This is a genomic window from Geodermatophilus sp. SYSU D01106 (genome assembly GCF_054049995.1).
The window spans coordinates 72,585-90,657 of record NZ_JBJGYM010000011.1 but is presented as its reverse complement, the minus strand read 5'-3'; the positions used below and the strand labels follow the sequence as shown (position 1 = coordinate 90,657).

Here is an 18,073-nt window from a genome sequence, read left to right as displayed (position 1 = left end):
CACAGCAGCTCTCCGTGTCCACAGCCGGGGTGAGATCGGTTCCGCGGACGCCGGGAGCAGGTCACCATCCGGGCATGAGCACGCCGACCTGGGCACCGCCCTGTCCCGTCTGCGGCACCCCGGCCGTCCCGGCGCCCGCGGCGTGCCCCGTCTGCGGGCTGCCGGCGGTGGCGCAGGCTGCCACGGTGGTGGCCCGGATGGGTGCCACGATCGACGCGTTCGCCCGCGAGCGGGACGCGCTGCTCGCCACGCTGCGCGCGTCGGCCCGCCCGGCGACGACGCCCGCGCCGGTGCCGCCGCCCGTGACGGCGCCGCCCCCGGTCGTGTTCCCGGCCGTCCGCCGGCCGGGCCCCGTCCCGCCGGTGCCGTTCCCCCCGGCGCCCCCGCACCTCCCGCCGCACGTCCCGGCCGCGGCGGGCCCCCTGGCACCTCCTCCCCCGCTGCCCCCGCGGCGCCGGCTCAGTCCGCAGCAGGTGCTGCTCGGCCTGGGCGCCCTGCTGGTGGTCGCGGCCGGCGTGGCCTTCGTCGCGGTCGCCTGGACCCGGCTGGGCGTCGGCTTCCAGGCCGCGGTCATGGCCACGGTCACCGCGGCCGCGGTGGCGACGTCGGCGTGGGCGGCGCGGCGCGGGCTGCGGGCCACCGAGGAGGCGCTGGCCGCCGCCGGCGCGGCGCTGCTCGCCGTCGACCTGGCCGCCGCGCACGCGCTGGGGCTGGGCGGCGCCGACGCGGTGCCGCTGCGGCTGTGGGCCGGGCTGTCGTGCGTCGCCGTCGCGGCGGTCGCCCTGGCCGCCGGCCGGGCCACCCGCAGCACCGTCACGTGGCCGCTCGTCGCGCTGCTCGCGGTCCAGCCGGCCGGCTGGCTGCTGCTGCCCGGCGGGCTGGACCAGGCACCCGCGGCGGTCGCCGTGCTGCTCGGCACGGCGCTGCTCGACGTCGCCCTGCTGCTGGTCCTGCGCCCGGAGCTGCGCCGGGTCGCCGCCGTGTTCGCCGCCCTCGTCGCCGCGGCGGGGGTCCTGCTCGGCGTCCCGCTGGCCTGGTCCGGCGACCCGGCCGACTCGTGGGCCGCCACCGCCGTCCTCGCTCTCGCGGCGGGCGGCGCGGTCGCCCTGCTGCGCGAGCCGCGGCTCGCACCGCGCCTGCCGGAGCCGGACGTCACGGCTCCGGTCGCGGCGGGCGTCGCGGCCCTCGCGCTGACCGGATCGCTCACCGGCGCCGGCCTCGTGGGCACCGTGCTGGCCGGCGGGCTAGGCCTGGTGCTGCTCACCGCGGCGGCGCCGGCCTCGGTGACCGGCCCGCTCGCGGGCGCGCTGCCGGCGGCCGGCGCCGTGCTGGCCGGTGGCGGCGCCGCGGTGCTGGCCGACGGGGGCCAGAACGCGCCCCTCGCGCTGCTCGTGCTCGCCGCGGCGGTGCCGGCCGGCCTGGCCGCGGTGCTGCGGCCGGCGCTCCGGCCGGCCACCACCTCGGTCGCGCTCGCCGCCCCGGCCCTCGCCGCGCTGGTCGCGTGGGAGGGCGGCCTGCTCGGCGCGGTGCCCGCCGCGCTGCTGGTCGCGCTCGTCGGCGCCGCCGCCTTCGCGGTCGCCGCGCCGCGCGCCGGGCACCCCGAGGAGTGGGCCGCGGCGGTCACCGGGACGCTGGCCGGCGCGGTCGCGGGCCTGGTCACCGTGGAGGCCGGCGCCTGGGGGCAGACGGCGGTCGACCTCGCCGTCGTCGGCGCGGCGGCGGGCTGCTACGCGGTCGTCGCGCGGCGCCGCCCGGTGGCCGTGCTGGCGGTGGCCGACCTGGTCGCGGCCGGCTGGATCGCCGCGGCGGGCGCCGAGATCACCACGCCGGAGGTCTACACGCTGCCCGCCGCCGCGGGACTGCTGCTCCTCGCCGTCCCGGCGCTGCGCACCGGCGCCGCCTCGTGGGCGGCCGAGGGCCCGGCGGTGGCCGTCGCGCTGCTGCCCTCGGCGGTGGTGGTGGTCGACGAGCCGACGGCGCTCCGCCTGGCGCTGGTGGTGGCCGCCGCGGCCGGGCTGACCGTCGGCGGCGCGCTCACCCACCGGCAGGCGCCCTTCCTCGTGGGAGCAGGGGCGCTGGTCCTGGTGGTGCTCGGCCGGCTGGCGCCCTACGCACCGCTGGTCCCCCGCTGGGTCACGCTGGCCACCGCGGGGCTGCTGCTCCTCGTCGTCGGCGCCACCTACGAGCGGCGCCGCCAGCAGGCGCGGGAGGCGGTGGCCTGGGTCGCGCAGATGCGCTGACCTGCCCCTAGCGTGGGGAGCGCAGGGCGAGCGGAGGGGGACGGGGATGACCGGCGCACCGCCGCCACCGCTCCCCTACGCCGGCCCGCCCGCCCCCGCGGCCGGAGGCCCGGCACCCGCGGCCGGAGGCCCCGCTGCCCCGTCCCTGGAGTCCCGGCTGCGCCCGCCGCAGGTCCTCCTCGGCGTCGGGGTGGTGCTGCTCGTGGCGGCCGGCCTGGCCGGCCCGTCGCTGGCCGGTGGGGCCGCCCGCCTCGGCCTGCTGCTGCTGGCCCTGGTCGCCGGGTGCGCCTCGGCCTGGGCCGCACGGGCGCGGCTGCGCAGCACGGAGGAGGCGTGCGCGGCCGCCGCCGCGGCGCTGGCCCTCACCGGGGCCGCGTCCGGCGACCGGCCGCTGGACGGCGGCCCGCTGGCGGCGCTGGTGGTGGCGGGCGTGTTCGTCTGCCTGCGGGTGCTGCTCCCCCACCCGCTGAGCTGGCCGCTCGCGGCGTGGGCCGCCGTGCAGGTGGCCGCCCTCCGCTCGGTGGACCTGGCGCCCGCCGGGGTGCCCCGCACCGCGCTGCTGCTCGGCGTCACGCTGGCCGGGCTCGCGGTCGCCCTCACCGCGCGGCGGCCGCTGGCCCGCGTCGCCCTGGTCACCACCGCGCCGTGGTTCGCCGCGGGCGTGACCGGCGGACTGGTCACCGCGACCGGCGCGGAGGGTCCGGCCCGCTGGGTGTCGGCCGCGCTCACCGTCGCCACGGCGGCCGCCCTCCTGCCGGTCCGGCTGGAGCGGGCGGTCGAGCCGCTGCTCGGGCCGCCGCGGCTGGTGCCGGTGGTCAGCGGGCTGGTCGCGGGCGGGGCGGTCGCGGCGGCGCTGTCCACCGACGGTCCCGTGCCGCTGCCGCTGGCCGGCTGGCTCGGCGTGCTGCTGATGAGCGTCGCCGCCGCGCTGCTGACCGGCTGGCGCCGCGGGCTGCTGCTGCCCGCCGCGTACGCCGCCGGGGGCGTCCTCGTGGTGGCGGCGGTGGCCCAGCTGGTCGCGGCCGCGCGGTGGCAGGCGCTGGTCGTGCTCCTGGTGCTCACCGCGCTGCCCGCCGCCGGGGTCGCCGCAGTGCGCCGCGACGAGCGCCCGCAGGCGGTGCCCTCGGCCGTCGCGTGCCTGGCGGGGGCCGCGCTGCTGGCGATCCCGGCGGGGCTGCTGTCCGCGGGCGCCTCCGCGGCGGCGCTGACCGGCCTCTACGCCGTCACGCTGGCGGCGCGCCCCGGCATGGCCGCCGACCTGCGCGGGCCCACCGGCACGGTCGGCGCGCTCGCGGCGGCGGCCGCCCTCGTCGTGGTCGCCGCCCGCGCCGACTGGGGCGCGCTCGCCGTGCACCTGGCCGTGCAGGGCGCGCTGACCTGCGGCTGGGCAGCGTTCCTCACCCGCGCGCGGGGGGACGAGCGGGAGGAGCGGGCGGTCTGGCGCACGGGCGCGGCGGAGCTGGTGGCCGCCGCGTGGACCGGAGCCGCGCTGACCGGCGCGCCCGCGCTCGAGGCCTGGACCCTGCCGGCCGCCGCGGGGCTGTGGCTGGCCGCCGGCCCGCGGCTGCTCGACGGGCCGTCCTGGCCGGCGTGGGGCCCGGGCCTGGTGGTGGCGGCCGCGCCGTCGACGGTCGCGGCGGTCCTCGCGCCGGGCGCGCTGCGGCCGGTGCTCGTGCTGGTGGCCGCGGCGGTCGCCATGGCGCTCGGCGCCCGCACGGCGGTGCGGGCGCCCCTGCTCACCGGTGCGGTCACCGCGGTGGCGCTGGCCGCGGGGCTCGCCGTCCTCGCGCTGCCGCTGCCGGTCGTGGCCGCGCTCGCGGTGGGCGCGGTGCTGCTGGCGCTCGGCGCGCGGCGGGAGCTGCGGCCGGTCGCGGGCTTCGGGGCGCGGCTGTCGGAGATGCGCTGAGGGTCAGGCGCCGAAGAGGCACTCGGCGCCCACCGGCCGGTAGCCCGCGCTGAGGAAGGCACGCAGCGAGGCGGTGTTGGCCGGCGCCACCTGCGCCCACAGCGGCGCCCCGCCGGGCACCAGTGACGGCGCGGCGGCCACCAGCGCGGTGCCCAGCCCGCGCCCGCGGGCGGCCGGGTCGACCTCCACGCTGACCTCCCACCGCCGGGCCACCCCGCGGCCGAGCACCAGCACGGCGCACCCGTCGGGCGTCGTCCACACGCGCACGTCGGTGCGGTGCAGCAGCGCGCGGTCCACGCGCGGGTGGTCGACCTCGGCCGGCACCAGCTCGATCCCCGGCCCCGCGGCGGCCGGCGCGGGCGCCACCAGGACCGCGTCGAGCACGCCCGGCTCGACGCCGGTGCGGTCCGCCAGCGCGGCGAGGAACCGGGCGCCCAGCGGCGCGGCGAGCGGGTCGTGCGCCGTCCGCGCGGTCACCCAGTCCGGGTCGACGTCGGCGGCCACCACGTGCCACGCCGTCCCACCGACGACGACTGCCCGCGCCCCGGGGGGCGCGGGCAGTGTCACGACGCTCGCGTCGGCCGGCGGGTCGTACCCGCCGGCGAGACGAGTGAGGAGATCGGCGAGGCTGCCGTTCAGACCCGGAAGCCGAGCGCGCGCAGCTGCTCGCGCCCGTCGTCGGTGATCTTGTCCGGGCCCCACGGCGGCATCCAGACCCAGTTGATCCGGATGTCGTCGACGAGGCCGGGGCCGGGGCCACCGGTGAGCGCCTGACGCGCCTGGTCCTCGATGACGTCGGTCAGCGGGCAGGCCGCCGAGGTCAGCGTCATGTCCAGGATCGCCACGTTGTCGTCGTCGACGTCGATGCCGTAGACGAGGCCCAGGTCGACGACGTTGACACCCAGCTCGGGGTCGACGACATCGCGCATGGCCTCCTCGACGTCCTCCAGCAGCGCCGACTTGTACGGCGGCAGCTCCGGGGTCGCGTCGGCGGTGGATCCGGCGGCGGGCTCGGTGGGGAGCCCGGTGGTGGGCTCGGTGGTCTCGCTCATGCCTGTCCTCCAGCGGGGGTCGCGGCCAGCGCGCGGGCCGAGGCGTCCTTGAGGGCCATCCAGCTCATCAGGGCGCACTTGATGCGGGCGGGGTACTTCGACACCCCGGCGAAGGCGATCGCGTCCTCGAGCTCGTCCTCCAGGCCCTCGGCCACGGTGGTGTCGCCCTTGGACTGCATGAGCGTCATGAACGAGTCGCCGGTGGCGAGCGCGTCGGTGACCGACCGGCCGACGACGAGGTCGTACATCGCCGAGACCGAGGCCTGGCTGATGGAGCAGCCCATGCCCTCGTAGGACACGTCGGCGATCGTCTCGCCGTCGAGGTGCACCCGCAGCGTCACCTCGTCCCCGCAGGTCGGGTTGACGTGGTGCACCTCGGCCTCGAACGGGTCGCGCAGCCCGCGCCCGTGGGGGTTCCGGTAGTGGTCCAGGATGATGTCCTGGTACATCGACTGCAGCTGCATCAGGCGGTTGCCTCCTCCGGCGTCACTCCGAAGAAACGCTGCGCGGCCCGCACACCTTCCACGAGCGCGTCGACGTCGTCGTAGCCGGTGTGCACGTAGAAGGTGGCCCGGGTGGTGGCCGGCACGCCGTAGCGGCGGACCACCGGCCACGCGCAGTGGTGGCCCACCCGGACGGCGATGCCGAGGTCGTCGAGGACCTGGCCGACGTCGTGCGGGTGGATGCCCTCCACGGTGAAGGAGACCGCGCCGCCGCGGGCGACGGTGTCCGGCGGGCCGATCACCGTGACGCCCGGGATCGCCTGCAGCTGCTCGAGGGCGTAGGCGGTGAGCGCCTCCTCGTGCGCCTGCACCTTCTCCATGCCGAGCGCCTGCAGGTAGTCGACGGCGGCTCCGAGGCCCACGACCTGCGCGGTCATCGGGACGCCGGCCTCGAAGCGCTGCGGCGGCGGCATGAAGGTGCTGCCCTCCATGCGCACGACCTCGATCATCGAGCCGCCCGTCATGAACGGCGGCAGCGCGTCGAGGACGTCGTAGCGGCCCCACAGCACGCCGACGCCGGTGGGCCCGAGCATCTTGTGGCCGGAGAACACGAGGAAGTCCGCGCCGAGCGCGGCGACGTCGACCGGCTGGTGCGGCACCGACTGGGCGCCGTCGACCAGCACCAGGGCGCCGACCTCGCGCGCCCGGGCCACGATCGGCTCGAGCGGGTTGATCGTGCCGAGGATGTTCGACTGCTGGGTGACCGCGACCAGCTTGGTCCGCTCGGTGACCACGGTGTCGAGGTCGGAGAGGTCGAGCCGGCCGTCGTCGGTGAGCCCGAGCCACCGCAGGGTGGCGCCGGTGCGCTCGCACAACTGCTGCCAGGGCACCAGGTTCGCGTGGTGCTCCATCTCGGTCACGACGATCTCGTCGCCCTGGCCGACGGCGTACCGGCGGAAGGACGGCTCCTTGGCCGTGGCGGCGTTGGACAGTGCGTACGCGACGGTGTTGACCGCGTCGGTCGTGTTGCGGGTGAACACGACCTCCTCGACGGCGGCACCGATGAACCCGGCGATCGTCGCCCGGGCCGCCTCGTAGAGGCCGGTGGCCTCCTCGGCGAGCTGGTGGGCGCCGCGGTGCGGGGCGGCGTTGTGGTTCTCGTAGAAGTCGCGCTCGGCGTCGAGGACGCTGCGGGGCTTCTGCGAGGTGGCCCCGGAGTCGAGGTAGACCAGCCGCTTCCCGTCGCGCACGGTGCGCGACAGGATCGGGAAGTCCGCCCGGATCGCCTCGACGTCCAGTGGCAGGGGCGTGTGCGCCCCGGCACCGGGACGCGAGACGGTCTGGGTCATGCCTTCGCGGTCTCCTTCGAGTCCTTCACGTAGGCCGCGTAGCCCTCGGCCTCGAGCTTGTCGGCCAGCTCCTTGCCGCCCTCGTCGACGACGCGGCCGCCCACGAACACGTGCACGAAGTCCGGCTGGATGTAGCGCAGGATCCGCGTGTAGTGGGTGATCAGCAGGACGCCGACGTCACCCTCGCCGCGGGTGCGGTTGACGCCCTCGGACACGATCCGCAGCGCGTCGACGTCGAGGCCGGAGTCGGTCTCGTCGAGGATCGCCATCTTCGGCTTGAGCAGCCGCATCTGCAGGATCTCGTGGCGCTTCTTCTCACCGCCGGAGAAGCCCTCGTTGACGTTGCGCTCGGCGAACGCCGGGTCCATCTCCAGGGCCGACATCTCGTCGCGGACGTCCTTGACCCAGGTGCGCAGCTTCGGCGCCTCGCCCTTGACGGCGGTGGCGGCGGTGCGCAGGAAGTTCGACACCGAGACGCCGGGGACCTCGACCGGGTACTGCATGGCCAGGAACAGGCCGGCGCGGGCGCGCTCGTCGACGCTCATCGCGAGGACGTCCTCGCCGTCGAGGGTCACCGTGCCGCCGGTGATCGTGTACTTCGGGTGCCCGGCGATCGAGTAGGCGAGCGTGGACTTGCCCGACCCGTTGGGGCCCATGATCGCGTGGGTCTCGCCCGACCGGACGGTCAGGTCGACGCCGCGGAGGATCTCCTTGGCGTCGTCGCCCTCACCGACCGTGACGTGCAGGTCGCGGATCTCCAGAACCGACACTTCTTCTCTCGCTCCTCAGTTGCCGGACGCCAGGGGCAGGCGGCCGTCGGCGTCGATGTCGACGAGCACGTCCTCCCCCTCCACGCGCACCGGGTAGACGTCGACCGGCTCGGTGGCCGGCAGGTTGGTGGGCTCGCCGGTGCGCAGGTCGAAGCAGGACCCGTGCAGCCAGCACTCGATCGTGGGGGCGCCGTCGAAGGTCTCGACGTCGCCCTCGGACAGGGGCACCTCGGCGTGGGAGCAGAGGTCCTGCAGCGCGTAGACCTGCCCCTCGAACCGGACGACGGCGACGTCGACGTCGGCGAGCTCGACGCGGAGCGCGCCGTCCTCGGGGACCTCGGAGAGGCCGCAGACCCGCTCGAACGCCATCGGTCAGGCCACCTCGACCGGCTGCTCGTCGAGACCGGGCAGGGCGCCCAGGCGCGTCTCGATGGAGCGCATGAGCCGGTCCTGCAGCGCGTCGACGCCGATGTGCTGGACGACGTCGGCGAAGAAGCCGCGCACGACCAGGCGGCGAGCGGTCTCGGCGTCGATGCCGCGCGAGCAGAGGTAGAACAGCTGCTCGTCGTCGAACCGGCCGGTGGCGCTGGCGTGGCCGGCGCCGACGATCTCGCCGGTCTCGATCTCCAGGTTGGGCACCGAGTCGGCGCGGGCGCCGTCGGTGAGCACCAGGTTGCGGTTGAGCTCGTAGGTGTCGGTGCCGGTGGCCGCCGGGCGGATCCGGACGTCCCCGACCCACACCGTGCGCGCGCCCTCGCCCTGCAGCGCGCCCTTGTAGAGCACGTTGCTGGTGCAGTTCGGGACGGCGTGGTCGACCCAGAGCCGGTGCTCCTGGTGCTGCGTCTCGTCGGAGAAGTAGACGCCGAAGAGCTCCGCGGTGCCGCCGGGACCGGCGTACTGCACGTTGCTGACCAGCCGGACGAGGTCCCCGCCGAGGGTGACCACGACCTGCTTGTAGCTCGCGTCGCGGCCGACGACGGCGTCGAACTGGCCGCCGTGCACTGCGCCGGGCGCCCAGTCCTGCACGGACACGACGGTCACCTGCGCGCCGTCGCCGACGAGCACGGACACGCCGCCGGCGTAGCGGGCGAGGCCCGTGTGGTCGAGGACGACGGTCGCCTTCGCGAACGCGCCGACCTCGACGACGAGCTGGCCCCACACGACGTCGTCGGACCCGGTGCCGGCCAGGCCCAGGGTGAGCGGGCGGTCGAGCTGCGCCTCGGCGGCCACCCGGACCACCGCGGCACCGCCGCTGCGCTGGCGGGCGAGCGCGGCGAGCCGGTCGACCGGCTCGGGCAGGCCCTTGAGCAGCGGGTCGTCGGCGTCGACGCTGGTGAGCTCGGCGCCCTCGGGCAGGTCGGTCGTCCAGGCCAGGTGCGCGTCGGACGCGGCGCCGTCGAGCAGCGCGCGGACGCGGCGCATCGGGGTGAACCGCCACTCCTCCTCGCGGCCGGTGACCGCGCCGAAGGCGTCGGGGTCGGTCGAGGTGAAGCGCTCGGCCGGCGAGCCGGTCGGGGTGGTGCCGCCGTGCGAGTGCGCCCCGGGGGCGGCCTGCCCGGCGGTGCCGGTGCCGGCCGCGGGGACCGCCGGCGGGCCCGCCTGGGTGCCCACCCCCTCGCCGAACAGCTCGCCGGCGAGGGTGGCGGACTCCGTGGTCAGACCGGTGGTGCTGGGGGTGTTCGGGTCGGTCATCAGCCGACGGCACCTTCCATCTGCAGCTCGATGAGCCGGTTGAGCTCGAGGGCGTACTCCATGGGCAGCTCGCGGGCGATCGGCTCGACGAAGCCGCGCACGACCATCGCCATCGCCTCGTCCTCGGACAGGCCGCGGCTCATCAGGTAGAAGAGCTGGTCCTCGCTGACCCGGGAGACGGTCGCCTCGTGGCCCATGGCGACGTCGTCCTCGCGGACGTCGACGTAGGGGTAGGTGTCCGACCGGCTGATGGTGTCGACGAGCAGCGCGTCGCACTTGACCGTCGACTTCGAGCCGTGGGCGCCCTCGTCGATCTGCACGAGGCCGCGGTAGGAGGTGCGGCCGCCGCCGCGGGCCACCGACTTCGACACGATGGTCGAGGAGGTGTTGGGGGCCGCGTGCACCATCTTGGCGCCGGCGTCCTGGTGCTGGCCCTCGCCCGCGAAGGCGATGGACAGGACCTCGCCCTTGGCGTGCTCGCCGGTCATCCAGACGGCCGGGTACTTCATGGTGACCTTGGAGCCGAGGTTGCCGTCGATCCACTCCATGGTCGCGCCCTCGTGGGCGATCGCCCGCTTGGTGACCAGGTTGTAGACGTTGTTCGACCAGTTCTGGATGGTCGTGTACCGGCAGCGCGCGTTCTTCTTGACGATGATCTCGACGACCGCGGAGTGCAGCGAGTCCGACTTGTAGATCGGCGCGGTGCAGCCCTCGACGTAGTGCACGTAGGCGCCCTCGTCGACGATGATCAGCGTCCGCTCGAACTGGCCCATGTTCTCGGTGTTGATCCGGAAGTAGGCCTGCAGCGGGATCTCGACGTGCACGCCCTTCGGCACGTAGATGAACGAGCCACCGGACCAGGTCGCGGTGTTCAGCGCGGCGAACTTGTTGTCGCCGGACGGGATGACCGAGCCGAAGTACTCCTTGAAGAGGTCCTCGTGCTCCTTGAGAGCGGTGTCGGTGTCCAGGAAGAGGACGCCCTGCTCCTCGAGGTCCTCGCGGATCTTGTGGTAGACGACCTCGGACTCGTACTGGGCCGCGACGCCGGCGATCAGCCGCTGCTTCTCCGCCTCGGGGATGCCCAGCTTGTCGTAGGTGTTCTTGATGTCCTCGGGCAGCTCGTCCCACGAGGTCGCCTGGGCCTCGGTCGAGCGCACGAAGTACTTGATGTTCTGGAAGTCGATCCCCGACAGGTCCGAGCCCCAGTCGGGCATCGGCTTGCGGTCGAAGAGCTTGAGCGCCTTGAGGCGGCGCTCGAGCATCCACTCGGGCTCGTTCTTGCGCGCCGAGATGTCCCGGACGACGTCCTCGTCCAGGCCGCGGCGGGCGGAGGCCCCGGCGACGTCGGCGTCGGCCCAGCCGTACTGGTAGCGGCCGAGCTGCTCGATCTGCTCGTCCTGCGTCAGCGGCGTGCCGGTCACCGGCTGCTGGGTGCTGGTCATGCGGGCGTCCTCTCCCGGTCGCTCGTGGGGGTGCTGCGTGCGGTGCTGGTGGACGGGGCGGTGCGCGGGACCCGCGCTGCTCGCTCACCGGGTACAGGGCTCGCGGGGATCGATCTGTTCCCCGCGCGGGTGTGGTCCCGGACGCCGTGGGGCGGCCCGGGGATGTGGGTGGTGCAGACGCCGTCGCCGTGGGCGATCGTCGCCAGCCGCTGCACGTGGGTACCCACGAGCCGGCCGATCACCGCGGTCTCGGCCTCGCACAGCTGCGGGAACTCCGCGGCCACGTGCGCCACCGGGCAGTGGTGCTGGCACAGCTGCCCGCCGCTGGCGATCGCGGAGGCCGAGGCAGCGTAGCCCTCGGCGGTCAGCGCCCCGGCCAGGGCCCGGGCCCGCTCGACCGGCGCCCCGCTGGTGCGGGCGACGGCGTCGGAGGCCCGCCGCTCCAGGCCCGCGAGCTGGGCCTCGGCCACGGCGCGGACGGCGTCGGGCCCGCCCGAGGCGGCGACGTACCGCAGCGCGGTGAGCGCCAGGTCGTCGTAGGCGTGCGCGAAGCCCGAGCGGCCGGCGTCGGTGAGGTGGAAGCGCCGGGCGGGCCGGCCCCTCCCCCGCTGCGTGCCGGGCGCCGCCCGCTCCTCCACGCGCCCGCGGGCGGCGAGCGCGTCGAGGTGACGACGGACGGCGGCGGCGCTCACGCCCAGCCGCGCGGCCAGCTCGCTCGCGGTCTGCGGACCGTGCTCGAGCAGCAGCGCGGTCACGCGGTCACGGGTGCGGACGTCGTCGGCCCGCACCGCCCCCGCCTGTCCCGCGCTGGTTTCCACAACACGATTGTGTCCTATTTCCGGACGCCCGCAAGGAAGGCCGCCCTAAGTCACCCGGCCCCTGACCGCGCAGGTCAGGGGCCGGGTGAGGCAGATCACCAGCGGGTCGTCAGGCCTGGCCGGCCGGGACGGCCGCCTCCTCGACGCGGAGGTCGAGCGCGCCGTCCCGGGCGTCGACGACGACGGTCCGGCCGGGGCCGACGCGGCCGTCGAGCAGCAGCCGGGCGAGGGCGTTGTCGACCTCGCGCTGGATGGCCCGGCGCAGCGGGCGGGCGCCGAACTGCGGCTCGTACCCGCGGTCGGCGATCCAGGCGACGGCGTCGTCGGTGAACTCGACCGCGATGTCCTGGGCCGCCAGCCGGCGCCGCGTCTCGTCGAGCAGCAGCCGGGTGATCTGCTGCAGCTGCTCGCTCTCCAGCTGCTGGAAGACCACGATCTCGTCGATCCGGTTGAGGAACTCCGGGCGGAAGGACTCCCGCAGCCGCCGCATGAGCCGCTCGCGCAGCCCGGCGTCGGCCGCCGCGGCGTCCCCGGTGCCGAAGCCGAGCGGGGCGTTGCGGCCCTGGATCAGCTCCGACCCCAGGTTGCTGGTCATGACCAGCACGGTGTTCGTGAAGTCGACCGTGCGGCCCTGGGAGTCGGTGAGCCGGCCGTCGTCGAGCACCTGCAGCAGGGTGTTGAAGACGTCGGGGTGCGCCTTCTCGATCTCGTCGAGCAGCACCACCGAGTAGGGCCGGCGGCGGACCGCCTCGGTGAGCTGGCCGGCGTCCTCGTAGCCGACGTAGCCGGGCGGGGAGCCGACCAGGCGGCTGACGGTGTGCCGCTCCTGGAACTCGCTCATGTCCAGCCGGACCATCCGGTCCTCGTCGCCGAACAGCGCCTCGGCCAGGGCCCGGGCCAGCTCGGTCTTGCCGACGCCGGTGGGGCCGAGGAACAGGAAGCTGCCGATCGGCCGGTCGGGGTCGCCGAGGCCGACGCGGGAGCGCCGGACCGCCTCGGAGACGACGGCCACGGCGTCGTCCTGGCCGACCACCCGCTGGTGCAGGTGCTCCTCCAGGGCGAGCAGCCGCTGCATCTCCTCCTGGGTCAGCTGGGCGACCGGGATGCCGGTCTGCCGCGAGACGACCTCGGCGATGTCGTCGACGCCGACCTCGGGCACGCCGGGCTGCCCGCCGCCGCGCGCCTCCTCGAGGCGGGCCTGCGCCGCCGTGAGCTGGTCGCGCAGCTCGGAGGCGCGCTCGTACTGCTCGGCCGCGACCGCCTGGTCCTTCTCCCGCTGCAGCCGGTCCACCTCCTGCTCGAGGCCGCGCAGGTCGGTCGGCGGGGTCTTGACCCGCCGGCGCACCCGGGCTCCGGCCTGGTCGATGAGGTCGATCGCCTTGTCCGGCAGGTGCCGGTCGGTCACGTAGCGGTCGGACAGCTCGACGGCGGCCCGGACGGCGTCGTCGGTGAAGCGCACCTGGTGGTGGGCCTCGTAGCGGTCCCGCAGGCCGCAGAGGATCTGCACCGTGTCCTCGACCGTGGGCTCGGACACGAGGATCGGCTGGAAGCGGCGCTCGAGCGCGGCGTCCTTCTCGATGTTGCGCCGGTACTCGTCGAGCGTCGTCGCGCCGACGATGTGGAGCTCGCCGCGGGCCAGGGCCGGCTTGAGCATGTTGCCCGCGCCGCCGGAGCCCTCGGACGCGCCCGCGCCGACGACGGTGTGCAGCTCGTCGATGAAGACGATCACCTCGTCGGAGTGCTCGCGGATCTCGTCCATGACCTTCTTCAGCCGCTCCTCGAAGTCGCCGCGGTAGCGGGTGCCGGCCACCAGGCCGGTGAGGTCGAGCTCGACGAGGCGCTTGCCGCGCAGCGTCTCGGGCACGTCGCCCTCGACGATCTGGGCGGCGATGCCCTCGACGATCGCGGTCTTGCCGACGCCGGCCTCGCCGATGAGCACCGGGTTGTTCTTGCGGCGCCGGGAGAGGACCTCGACGGTCTGCTCGATCTCGGACTCGCGGCCGATCACCGGGTCGATCTGACCGTTGCGGGCCATGGCGGTGAGGTCGCGGCCGTACTCGTCGAGGGTCGGGGTGCTCGACGGTGCCGACGGCCCCGTCCCGCCCTGGCCGGGCCGCCCGCCGCCGGGGGCGCCGCCGCCGGTGGCCGCCTGCTGCAGCGCCTCGGGGGTGACGCCGCGCTCGCGCAGCACCCGCCCGCCGGGCGACTCCGGGTTCACCGCGAGGGCGAACAGCAGGTGCTCCGGGCCGATGTAGGTCGAGCCGAGGGCGCGCGAGACGCGGTGCGCGTCGAGCAGCGCCCGCTTGGCGGCCGGGGTGAGCGAGGGCGCCTCGTCGAGGGGCTCGCCGCGGCGCAGCTGCTCGTCGAGGGCGGCGCGCAGCCGGTCGGGGTCGGTGCCCGAGCGCGCCAGCAGGGTGCGGGTGGTCTCGTCGGCGGTCATCGCCCACAGCAGGTGCTCGGTGTCGAGGTCGGCGCTGCCGGTGGCCACGGCCTGGTGCGCCGCGGCGTTCACCAGCTCGCGGGCCTGCTGGCTGAGGAACTGCGTGATGTCGACCCGCTGCCGCGGCGCGCGCTGCTCGCCGCCGAGGTACCGGGAGAAGAAGTCGTCGAACGGGCTCCCGTAGGGGCCCGGGAAGAACGGGCTGGTCATACCTCACGTCCAAGGGGAGTCGGGGAGGTCGGTGGGGCTCCGGTACCCGCGGAGGCGGTACCGGTACCGGCGCACCGACACCAGGACGGCGTCCCCGCCGCCTGCGTCCTGTCCAGCGCGAGCGCGGGCCCGCCGCTTCCCCGCTCCGCTCCGCCCTGAGCGAACCGGGCGGCCCGCCCGGCGCGGCTAGCATCGGGCCGTGCAGGTCCTGCCCCGCTCGTTCTCCCCCGCCGTCATCAGCCGCCTGGCGCTGGCGAACGTGGTCGCCAACGGCGCGATCGTCGTCACCGGCGGGGTGGTCCGGCTGACCGGATCGGGCCTCGGCTGCCCCACCTGGCCGCGGTGCACCGAGGAGAGCTTCGTCACGACGCCGGAGATGGCCGGCCACGGCCTGATCGAGTTCGGCAACCGGCTGCTCACCTTCGTGCTGACCGCCGTCGCGGTGGCCACGCTGGTCGCGGTGTGGCGCTCGGTCCGGCGCGACCTGCGCCCGCTGGCGGTGCTCACCTTCCTCGGCATCCCGGTGCAGGCGGCGATCGGCGGCGTCACGGTGCTGACCGGGCTGAACCCGTGGACGGTCGCCGTCCACTTCCTCGTGTCGACCGTGCTCGTGGCGCTGGCGACGGTGCTGTGGCTGCGCTCCCGGGAGCCCGGCGTGGGGCAGCCGCTGGTGCGCCGCCCCTTCGCCCTGCTGGTGGGCGGGATCGCCGCGGTGACCGGCGTCGTGCTGGTGCTCGGCACGATCGTCACCGGCTCCGGGCCGCACAGCGGCGACGTCGACGACGACGACGTGCCGACCGGCGACCGGATGGGCTTCGACCCGGAGACCGTGAGCCAGCTGCACGCCGACGCGGTGTTCCTGCTCGTCGGCCTGACCATCGCCCTGCTCGTGGCCCTGTACGCCACCGACGCCCCGGGCCGCGTGCGCCGGGCCGCGCGCGACCTGCTGGTCGTGCAGCTGCTGCAGGGCGTCGTCGGCTTCGTCCAGTACTTCACGCACCTGCCGGTGGCGCTCGTGCTGCTGCACATGCTCGGCGCGGTGCTGACCACGGTGTTCACGGCGCGGCTGGTCTGGTCGGTCCGCGGCCCGGCCAGCGAGCAGCCCCTGGACGCCCCCTCCGCCCAGGTCCCGGCCGCCCGCTGAGCCGCCGCCCGCTGAGCCGCCGCCCGCCGACCCGCCGGGCCGGTGAGGAGCGCCGGGCGGTCGTCACCGCACCCCGGATGACGACCTCCCGGCGCACCTCGCTTCCCGGCGTCAGCCGTGCAGGCGCGCGGTCCAGACCTCGCCGTCCAGCGTGACGACGTAGGCGGTCCGGCCGACGACCTCCATCGACGTCGGTCGGTCGAACGGCCCGGCCACCGGCGCGAGGCCGCCGTCCCGGGTGACCCGCAGCAGCTGCCCGGTATCCGGGTCGGCCGGTGAGCCCTCGATGTTGCCCTCGGTGAACTCGCCCTGCGACAGGGCGAGGACGCCGCCCCAGCCGCGCTCGACGTCGACCAGCAGCCGCCCGCCCGAGGCGACCTCGCGGACGTCGTCGTCCCCCGGCCGGAAGGCGACCACCCGGCCGTTCTCCGGCAGGTGCGGGATCGGCCCGGCCAGCGCGAGCAGGACCCGGTGCCCGGAGGCGGACAGGCCCGTCGGGACGACGTTGCCGAGGGCCAGTACCTCCCTGACGCCGCCGTCGAGGGTCACGTGCAGCACCCGGTTGTGGTGTCCGTCGGTGACGAGGAAGCCGCCGTGCCAGGACTCCATCGCGTACTGGACGCCGGTGGGGACCTCGATCTCGAAGCCCTCCGGTGGGTTCGCCTGCGACCAGGTGCCGATGTCGGCGACGACGGTGCAGGTGTGCGGGCCGTCGACGCGGTACACGCCGACGACGTCGTCCCCGCCGAGGTCGGCGCCGACGAGCGTGACCAGGACGTAGGCGGTGCCGCCCAGGAAGTCGACGTCCATGGCCCCGCCCGGGCCGACCTCCGGCAGCAGGGGCGGCAGGCAGTCCGCGACCGGAGTGGTCGCGCCGGTGCGGCGGTCGATGCGGGTCAGCTCGCCGGAGGCGGGTTCGGTGACATAGAGGTCGCCGCCCGGGCCGATCGCGCTGCCCGAGCCGCCGCCGTCCAGGCCGGTCACGAGCAGCTGGGGCTGGACCGTCGCGGCCGGCGGTGCCGCGCCTGCCGCGCCGGGCGCGGCCACCCCCAGGAGCAGCAGTGCGGCGCCGGCACCGATCACGCGTCGTGGAGTCCCCACGGTGGTCCCCTCTCCCGAGGCGGTCCCCCGCGGCGCGGCGGGGTGACGGGTCGTCACCCCGAACCGCCGCGCACCGGAGGGCCGGTCTACTCCCCCGCCGGGCCTCCGGGCGCCGCCGCCGCCGTCGTGCCCGCGGTCCCCGGCACGGCGGCACGGCTCGTGACCGGATTCAGACGCGCCGCGAACCGGGACACGACGGGGCCCCGGTAGCCAGCGAGCCCGGACCCAGGCGGGTCCGGGCTCGCGGCCGAGCGGGGAGTGTCAGACGAGGACGTCGATGGCGATGGCGATCGACAGCAGCGTCATGTGCGTGATCGACACCGAGAACAGCTTCATCGGCCGGTCGGGCACGCCGGCGCGGATGCGGTCGAGCCACTGGTGGGACTCGGCCACGTACCAGGCGCCGAGCAGCCCGCCACCGATGGCGAAGGCCCAGTCGAGGACCGGCGTGATCGACCCCATGAGCAGGGTGGCACCGAGGGTCGCCCAGGCCCACGCGACCGACTGCCGGCCGACGCTCTCCGGCCCCGCGACCACCGACAGCATCGGGACGCCCGCGCGGGCGTAGTCCTCACGGAAGCGGCTGGCCAGCGCCCAGAAGTGCGGCATCTGCCAGCAGAAGACGACGGCGAAGAAGGCCAGCGCCGGCCAGTCGAGCGAGCCGGTCACCGCGGCCCAGCCGATGAGCACCGGCGCCGCGCCCGGGAACGCCCCGAACACCGTGTTGTGCCGGGTCCGGCGCTTGAGCACCATCGTGTAGACGACGGAGTAGGCCAGGATCGCGACGGCGGCCAGCGCGGTGGCCAGCGGCGTGGTGGCCACCCACAGCAGGGTCAGCGACGCCGCGGCGAGCACCAGGCCGAACACCAGCGCCGCCCGCGGCGACACCACGCCCGACGGGATGGGCCGGTTCGCGGTGCGCGACATGAGCCGGTCGATGTCGCGGTCGTACCAGCAGTTGAACGTGTTGGCCGCGCCCGCGGCGAACATCCCGCCGACCATCGTGGCGCCCACGAGCCGCCAGGACGGCCAGCCGTCGGCGGCCATCATCATCGCCGGCAGCGTGGTGACGAGCAGCAGCTCGACGAGCTTGGGCTTGGTCAGCGCGACGTAGGCACCCACCAGGCCGGTGAGCCGGCGGGCGGAGACGGCCGGTCGCTCGGCGAGCGCCGTCACCTGGTGGCCTCGACCGCGTGCGCGCACGGGCGGCAGGGCACCACCGGGCACGAAGACAGCACGGGGGTCCCTTCGAACCGTGGATGAACGGACCCACTGTAGCCCTCGGGCACGCCCTGGACCGGGCGGGATGACTAGGGTCTGATCACGTTGACGCCGCGCGGACAGCGGGTAGGGCCGTCGCCGACGACGGAGGGTCTCGGGCCATCGCCGCCCCGGGGACACCCGGGCCCAGCCGACCACCGCGCCCGCGTCGCCCGCCCGGGAGCACGGGACACCGGTCCCCGGAC

Annotated in this window: 15 protein-coding genes; 3 read left to right on the top strand and 12 right to left on the bottom strand. The window is 75.7% G+C overall.

All coding sequences use genetic code 11. The annotated features are described in order from the left end of the window. Positions 1-74 precede the first annotated feature (74 nt). Together ACI78R_RS13510 and ACI78R_RS13505 are read left to right on the top strand one after the other, a co-directional pair. Positions 75-2,240: an SCO7613 C-terminal domain-containing membrane protein gene (locus ACI78R_RS13510; protein ID WP_457041088.1), complete on the top strand. Its 2,166-nt coding sequence runs from the start codon at positions 75-77 to the stop codon at positions 2,238-2,240. 46 nt (positions 2,241-2,286) lie between these two features. Further along, complete coding sequence (locus tag ACI78R_RS13505) at positions 2,287-4,146, top strand: SCO7613 C-terminal domain-containing membrane protein (protein WP_457041087.1); 1,860 nt, start codon at positions 2,287-2,289, stop codon at positions 4,144-4,146. 3 nt (positions 4,147-4,149) lie between these two features. Here ACI78R_RS13505 and ACI78R_RS13500 read toward each other — a convergent pair whose 3' ends face one another. The 10 genes from ACI78R_RS13500 to ACI78R_RS13455 form a co-directional block, all read right to left on the bottom strand. Then, positions 4,150-4,713: a GNAT family N-acetyltransferase gene (locus tag ACI78R_RS13500; RefSeq protein ID WP_457041086.1), complete on the bottom strand. Its 564-nt coding sequence runs from the start codon at positions 4,711-4,713 to the stop codon at positions 4,150-4,152. Positions 4,714-4,781: 68 nt separating this feature from the next. Beyond that, positions 4,782-5,198 carry a metal-sulfur cluster assembly factor gene (locus ACI78R_RS13495; RefSeq protein WP_073420262.1) on the bottom strand — a complete coding sequence of 139 codons (417 nt, stop codon included), beginning with the start codon at positions 5,196-5,198 and terminating at the stop codon, positions 4,782-4,784. Continuing rightward, complete coding sequence (gene sufU / locus ACI78R_RS13490) at positions 5,195-5,662, bottom strand: Fe-S cluster assembly sulfur transfer protein SufU (protein WP_073420263.1); 468 nt, start codon at positions 5,660-5,662, stop codon at positions 5,195-5,197. Before sufU ends, ACI78R_RS13495 begins: the two co-directional genes overlap by 4 nt. After that, complete coding sequence (locus ACI78R_RS13485) at positions 5,662-6,990, bottom strand: cysteine desulfurase (RefSeq protein ID WP_457041085.1); 1,329 nt, start codon at positions 6,988-6,990, stop codon at positions 5,662-5,664. Before ACI78R_RS13485 ends, sufU begins: the two co-directional genes overlap by 1 nt. Next, entirely contained in the window at positions 6,987-7,760 is a 774-nt protein-coding gene (gene sufC, locus ACI78R_RS13480) for a Fe-S cluster assembly ATPase SufC (RefSeq protein WP_457041084.1), read from the bottom strand. Before sufC ends, ACI78R_RS13485 begins: the two co-directional genes overlap by 4 nt. 15 nt (positions 7,761-7,775) lie before the next feature. Further along, positions 7,776-8,129 (bottom strand): non-heme iron oxygenase ferredoxin subunit, encoded by a 354-nt coding sequence (locus ACI78R_RS13475; RefSeq protein ID WP_073420266.1) that lies wholly within the window; start codon positions 8,127-8,129, stop codon positions 7,776-7,778. Positions 8,130-8,132: 3 nt separating this feature from the next. Further along, positions 8,133-9,452 (bottom strand): Fe-S cluster assembly protein SufD, encoded by a 1,320-nt coding sequence (gene sufD, locus ACI78R_RS13470; RefSeq protein WP_139252930.1) that lies wholly within the window; start codon positions 9,450-9,452, stop codon positions 8,133-8,135. Next, the gene (gene sufB / locus ACI78R_RS13465; RefSeq protein WP_073420267.1) at positions 9,452-10,894 is read right to left on the bottom strand and encodes a Fe-S cluster assembly protein SufB; all 1,443 of its coding nucleotides are present in this window, start codon (positions 10,892-10,894) and stop codon (positions 9,452-9,454) included. Before sufB ends, sufD begins: the two co-directional genes overlap by 1 nt. After that, positions 10,891-11,712, bottom strand: coding sequence for a helix-turn-helix transcriptional regulator (locus ACI78R_RS13460; protein ID WP_073420268.1), 822 nt, complete (start codon positions 11,710-11,712; stop codon positions 10,891-10,893). Before ACI78R_RS13460 ends, sufB begins: the two co-directional genes overlap by 4 nt. 109 nt (positions 11,713-11,821) lie before the next feature. Further along, positions 11,822-14,362 (bottom strand): ATP-dependent Clp protease ATP-binding subunit, encoded by a 2,541-nt coding sequence (locus ACI78R_RS13455; protein ID WP_457041083.1) that lies wholly within the window; start codon positions 14,360-14,362, stop codon positions 11,822-11,824. 199 nt (positions 14,363-14,561) lie between these two features. On the opposite strand from ACI78R_RS13455, the gene ACI78R_RS13450 reads away from it, so the two are divergent. Next, positions 14,562-15,506 carry a COX15/CtaA family protein gene (locus ACI78R_RS13450; RefSeq protein WP_073420270.1) on the top strand — a complete coding sequence of 315 codons (945 nt, stop codon included), beginning with the start codon at positions 14,562-14,564 and terminating at the stop codon, positions 15,504-15,506. A 111-nt stretch (positions 15,507-15,617) separates the two neighbouring features. Here the strand turns inward: ACI78R_RS13450 and ACI78R_RS13445 are convergent, their stop codons facing one another. Beyond that, positions 15,618-16,607 (bottom strand): hypothetical protein, encoded by a 990-nt coding sequence (locus tag ACI78R_RS13445; protein ID WP_457041082.1) that lies wholly within the window; start codon positions 16,605-16,607, stop codon positions 15,618-15,620. A 261-nt stretch (positions 16,608-16,868) separates the two neighbouring features. Continuing rightward, entirely contained in the window at positions 16,869-17,810 is a 942-nt protein-coding gene (locus ACI78R_RS13440) for a heme o synthase (RefSeq protein WP_457041081.1), read from the bottom strand. Positions 17,811-18,073: the final 263 nt, after the last annotated feature.

Bases quoted from the DNA above. Each gene is read 5' to 3' on its own strand.
- ACI78R_RS13510 (WP_457041088.1), top strand. From the start codon at position 75: ATGAGCACGCCGACCTGGGCACCGCCCTGTCCCGTCTGCGGCACCCCG.
- ACI78R_RS13505 (WP_457041087.1), top strand. From the start codon at position 2,287: ATGACCGGCGCACCGCCGCCACCGCTCCCCTACGCCGGCCCGCCCGCC.
- ACI78R_RS13495 (WP_073420262.1), bottom strand. From the start codon at position 5,198: ATGAGCGAGACCACCGAGCCCACCACCGGGCTCCCCACCGAGCCCGCC.
- sufU (WP_073420263.1), bottom strand. From the start codon at position 5,662: ATGCAGCTGCAGTCGATGTACCAGGACATCATCCTGGACCACTACCGG.
- ACI78R_RS13485 (WP_457041085.1), bottom strand. From the start codon at position 6,990: ATGACCCAGACCGTCTCGCGTCCCGGTGCCGGGGCGCACACGCCCCTG.
- ACI78R_RS13475 (WP_073420266.1), bottom strand. From the start codon at position 8,129: ATGGCGTTCGAGCGGGTCTGCGGCCTCTCCGAGGTCCCCGAGGACGGC.
- sufD (WP_139252930.1), bottom strand. From the start codon at position 9,452: ATGACCGACCCGAACACCCCCAGCACCACCGGTCTGACCACGGAGTCC.
- sufB (WP_073420267.1), bottom strand. From the start codon at position 10,894: ATGACCAGCACCCAGCAGCCGGTGACCGGCACGCCGCTGACGCAGGAC.
- ACI78R_RS13455 (WP_457041083.1), bottom strand. From the start codon at position 14,362: ATGACCAGCCCGTTCTTCCCGGGCCCCTACGGGAGCCCGTTCGACGAC.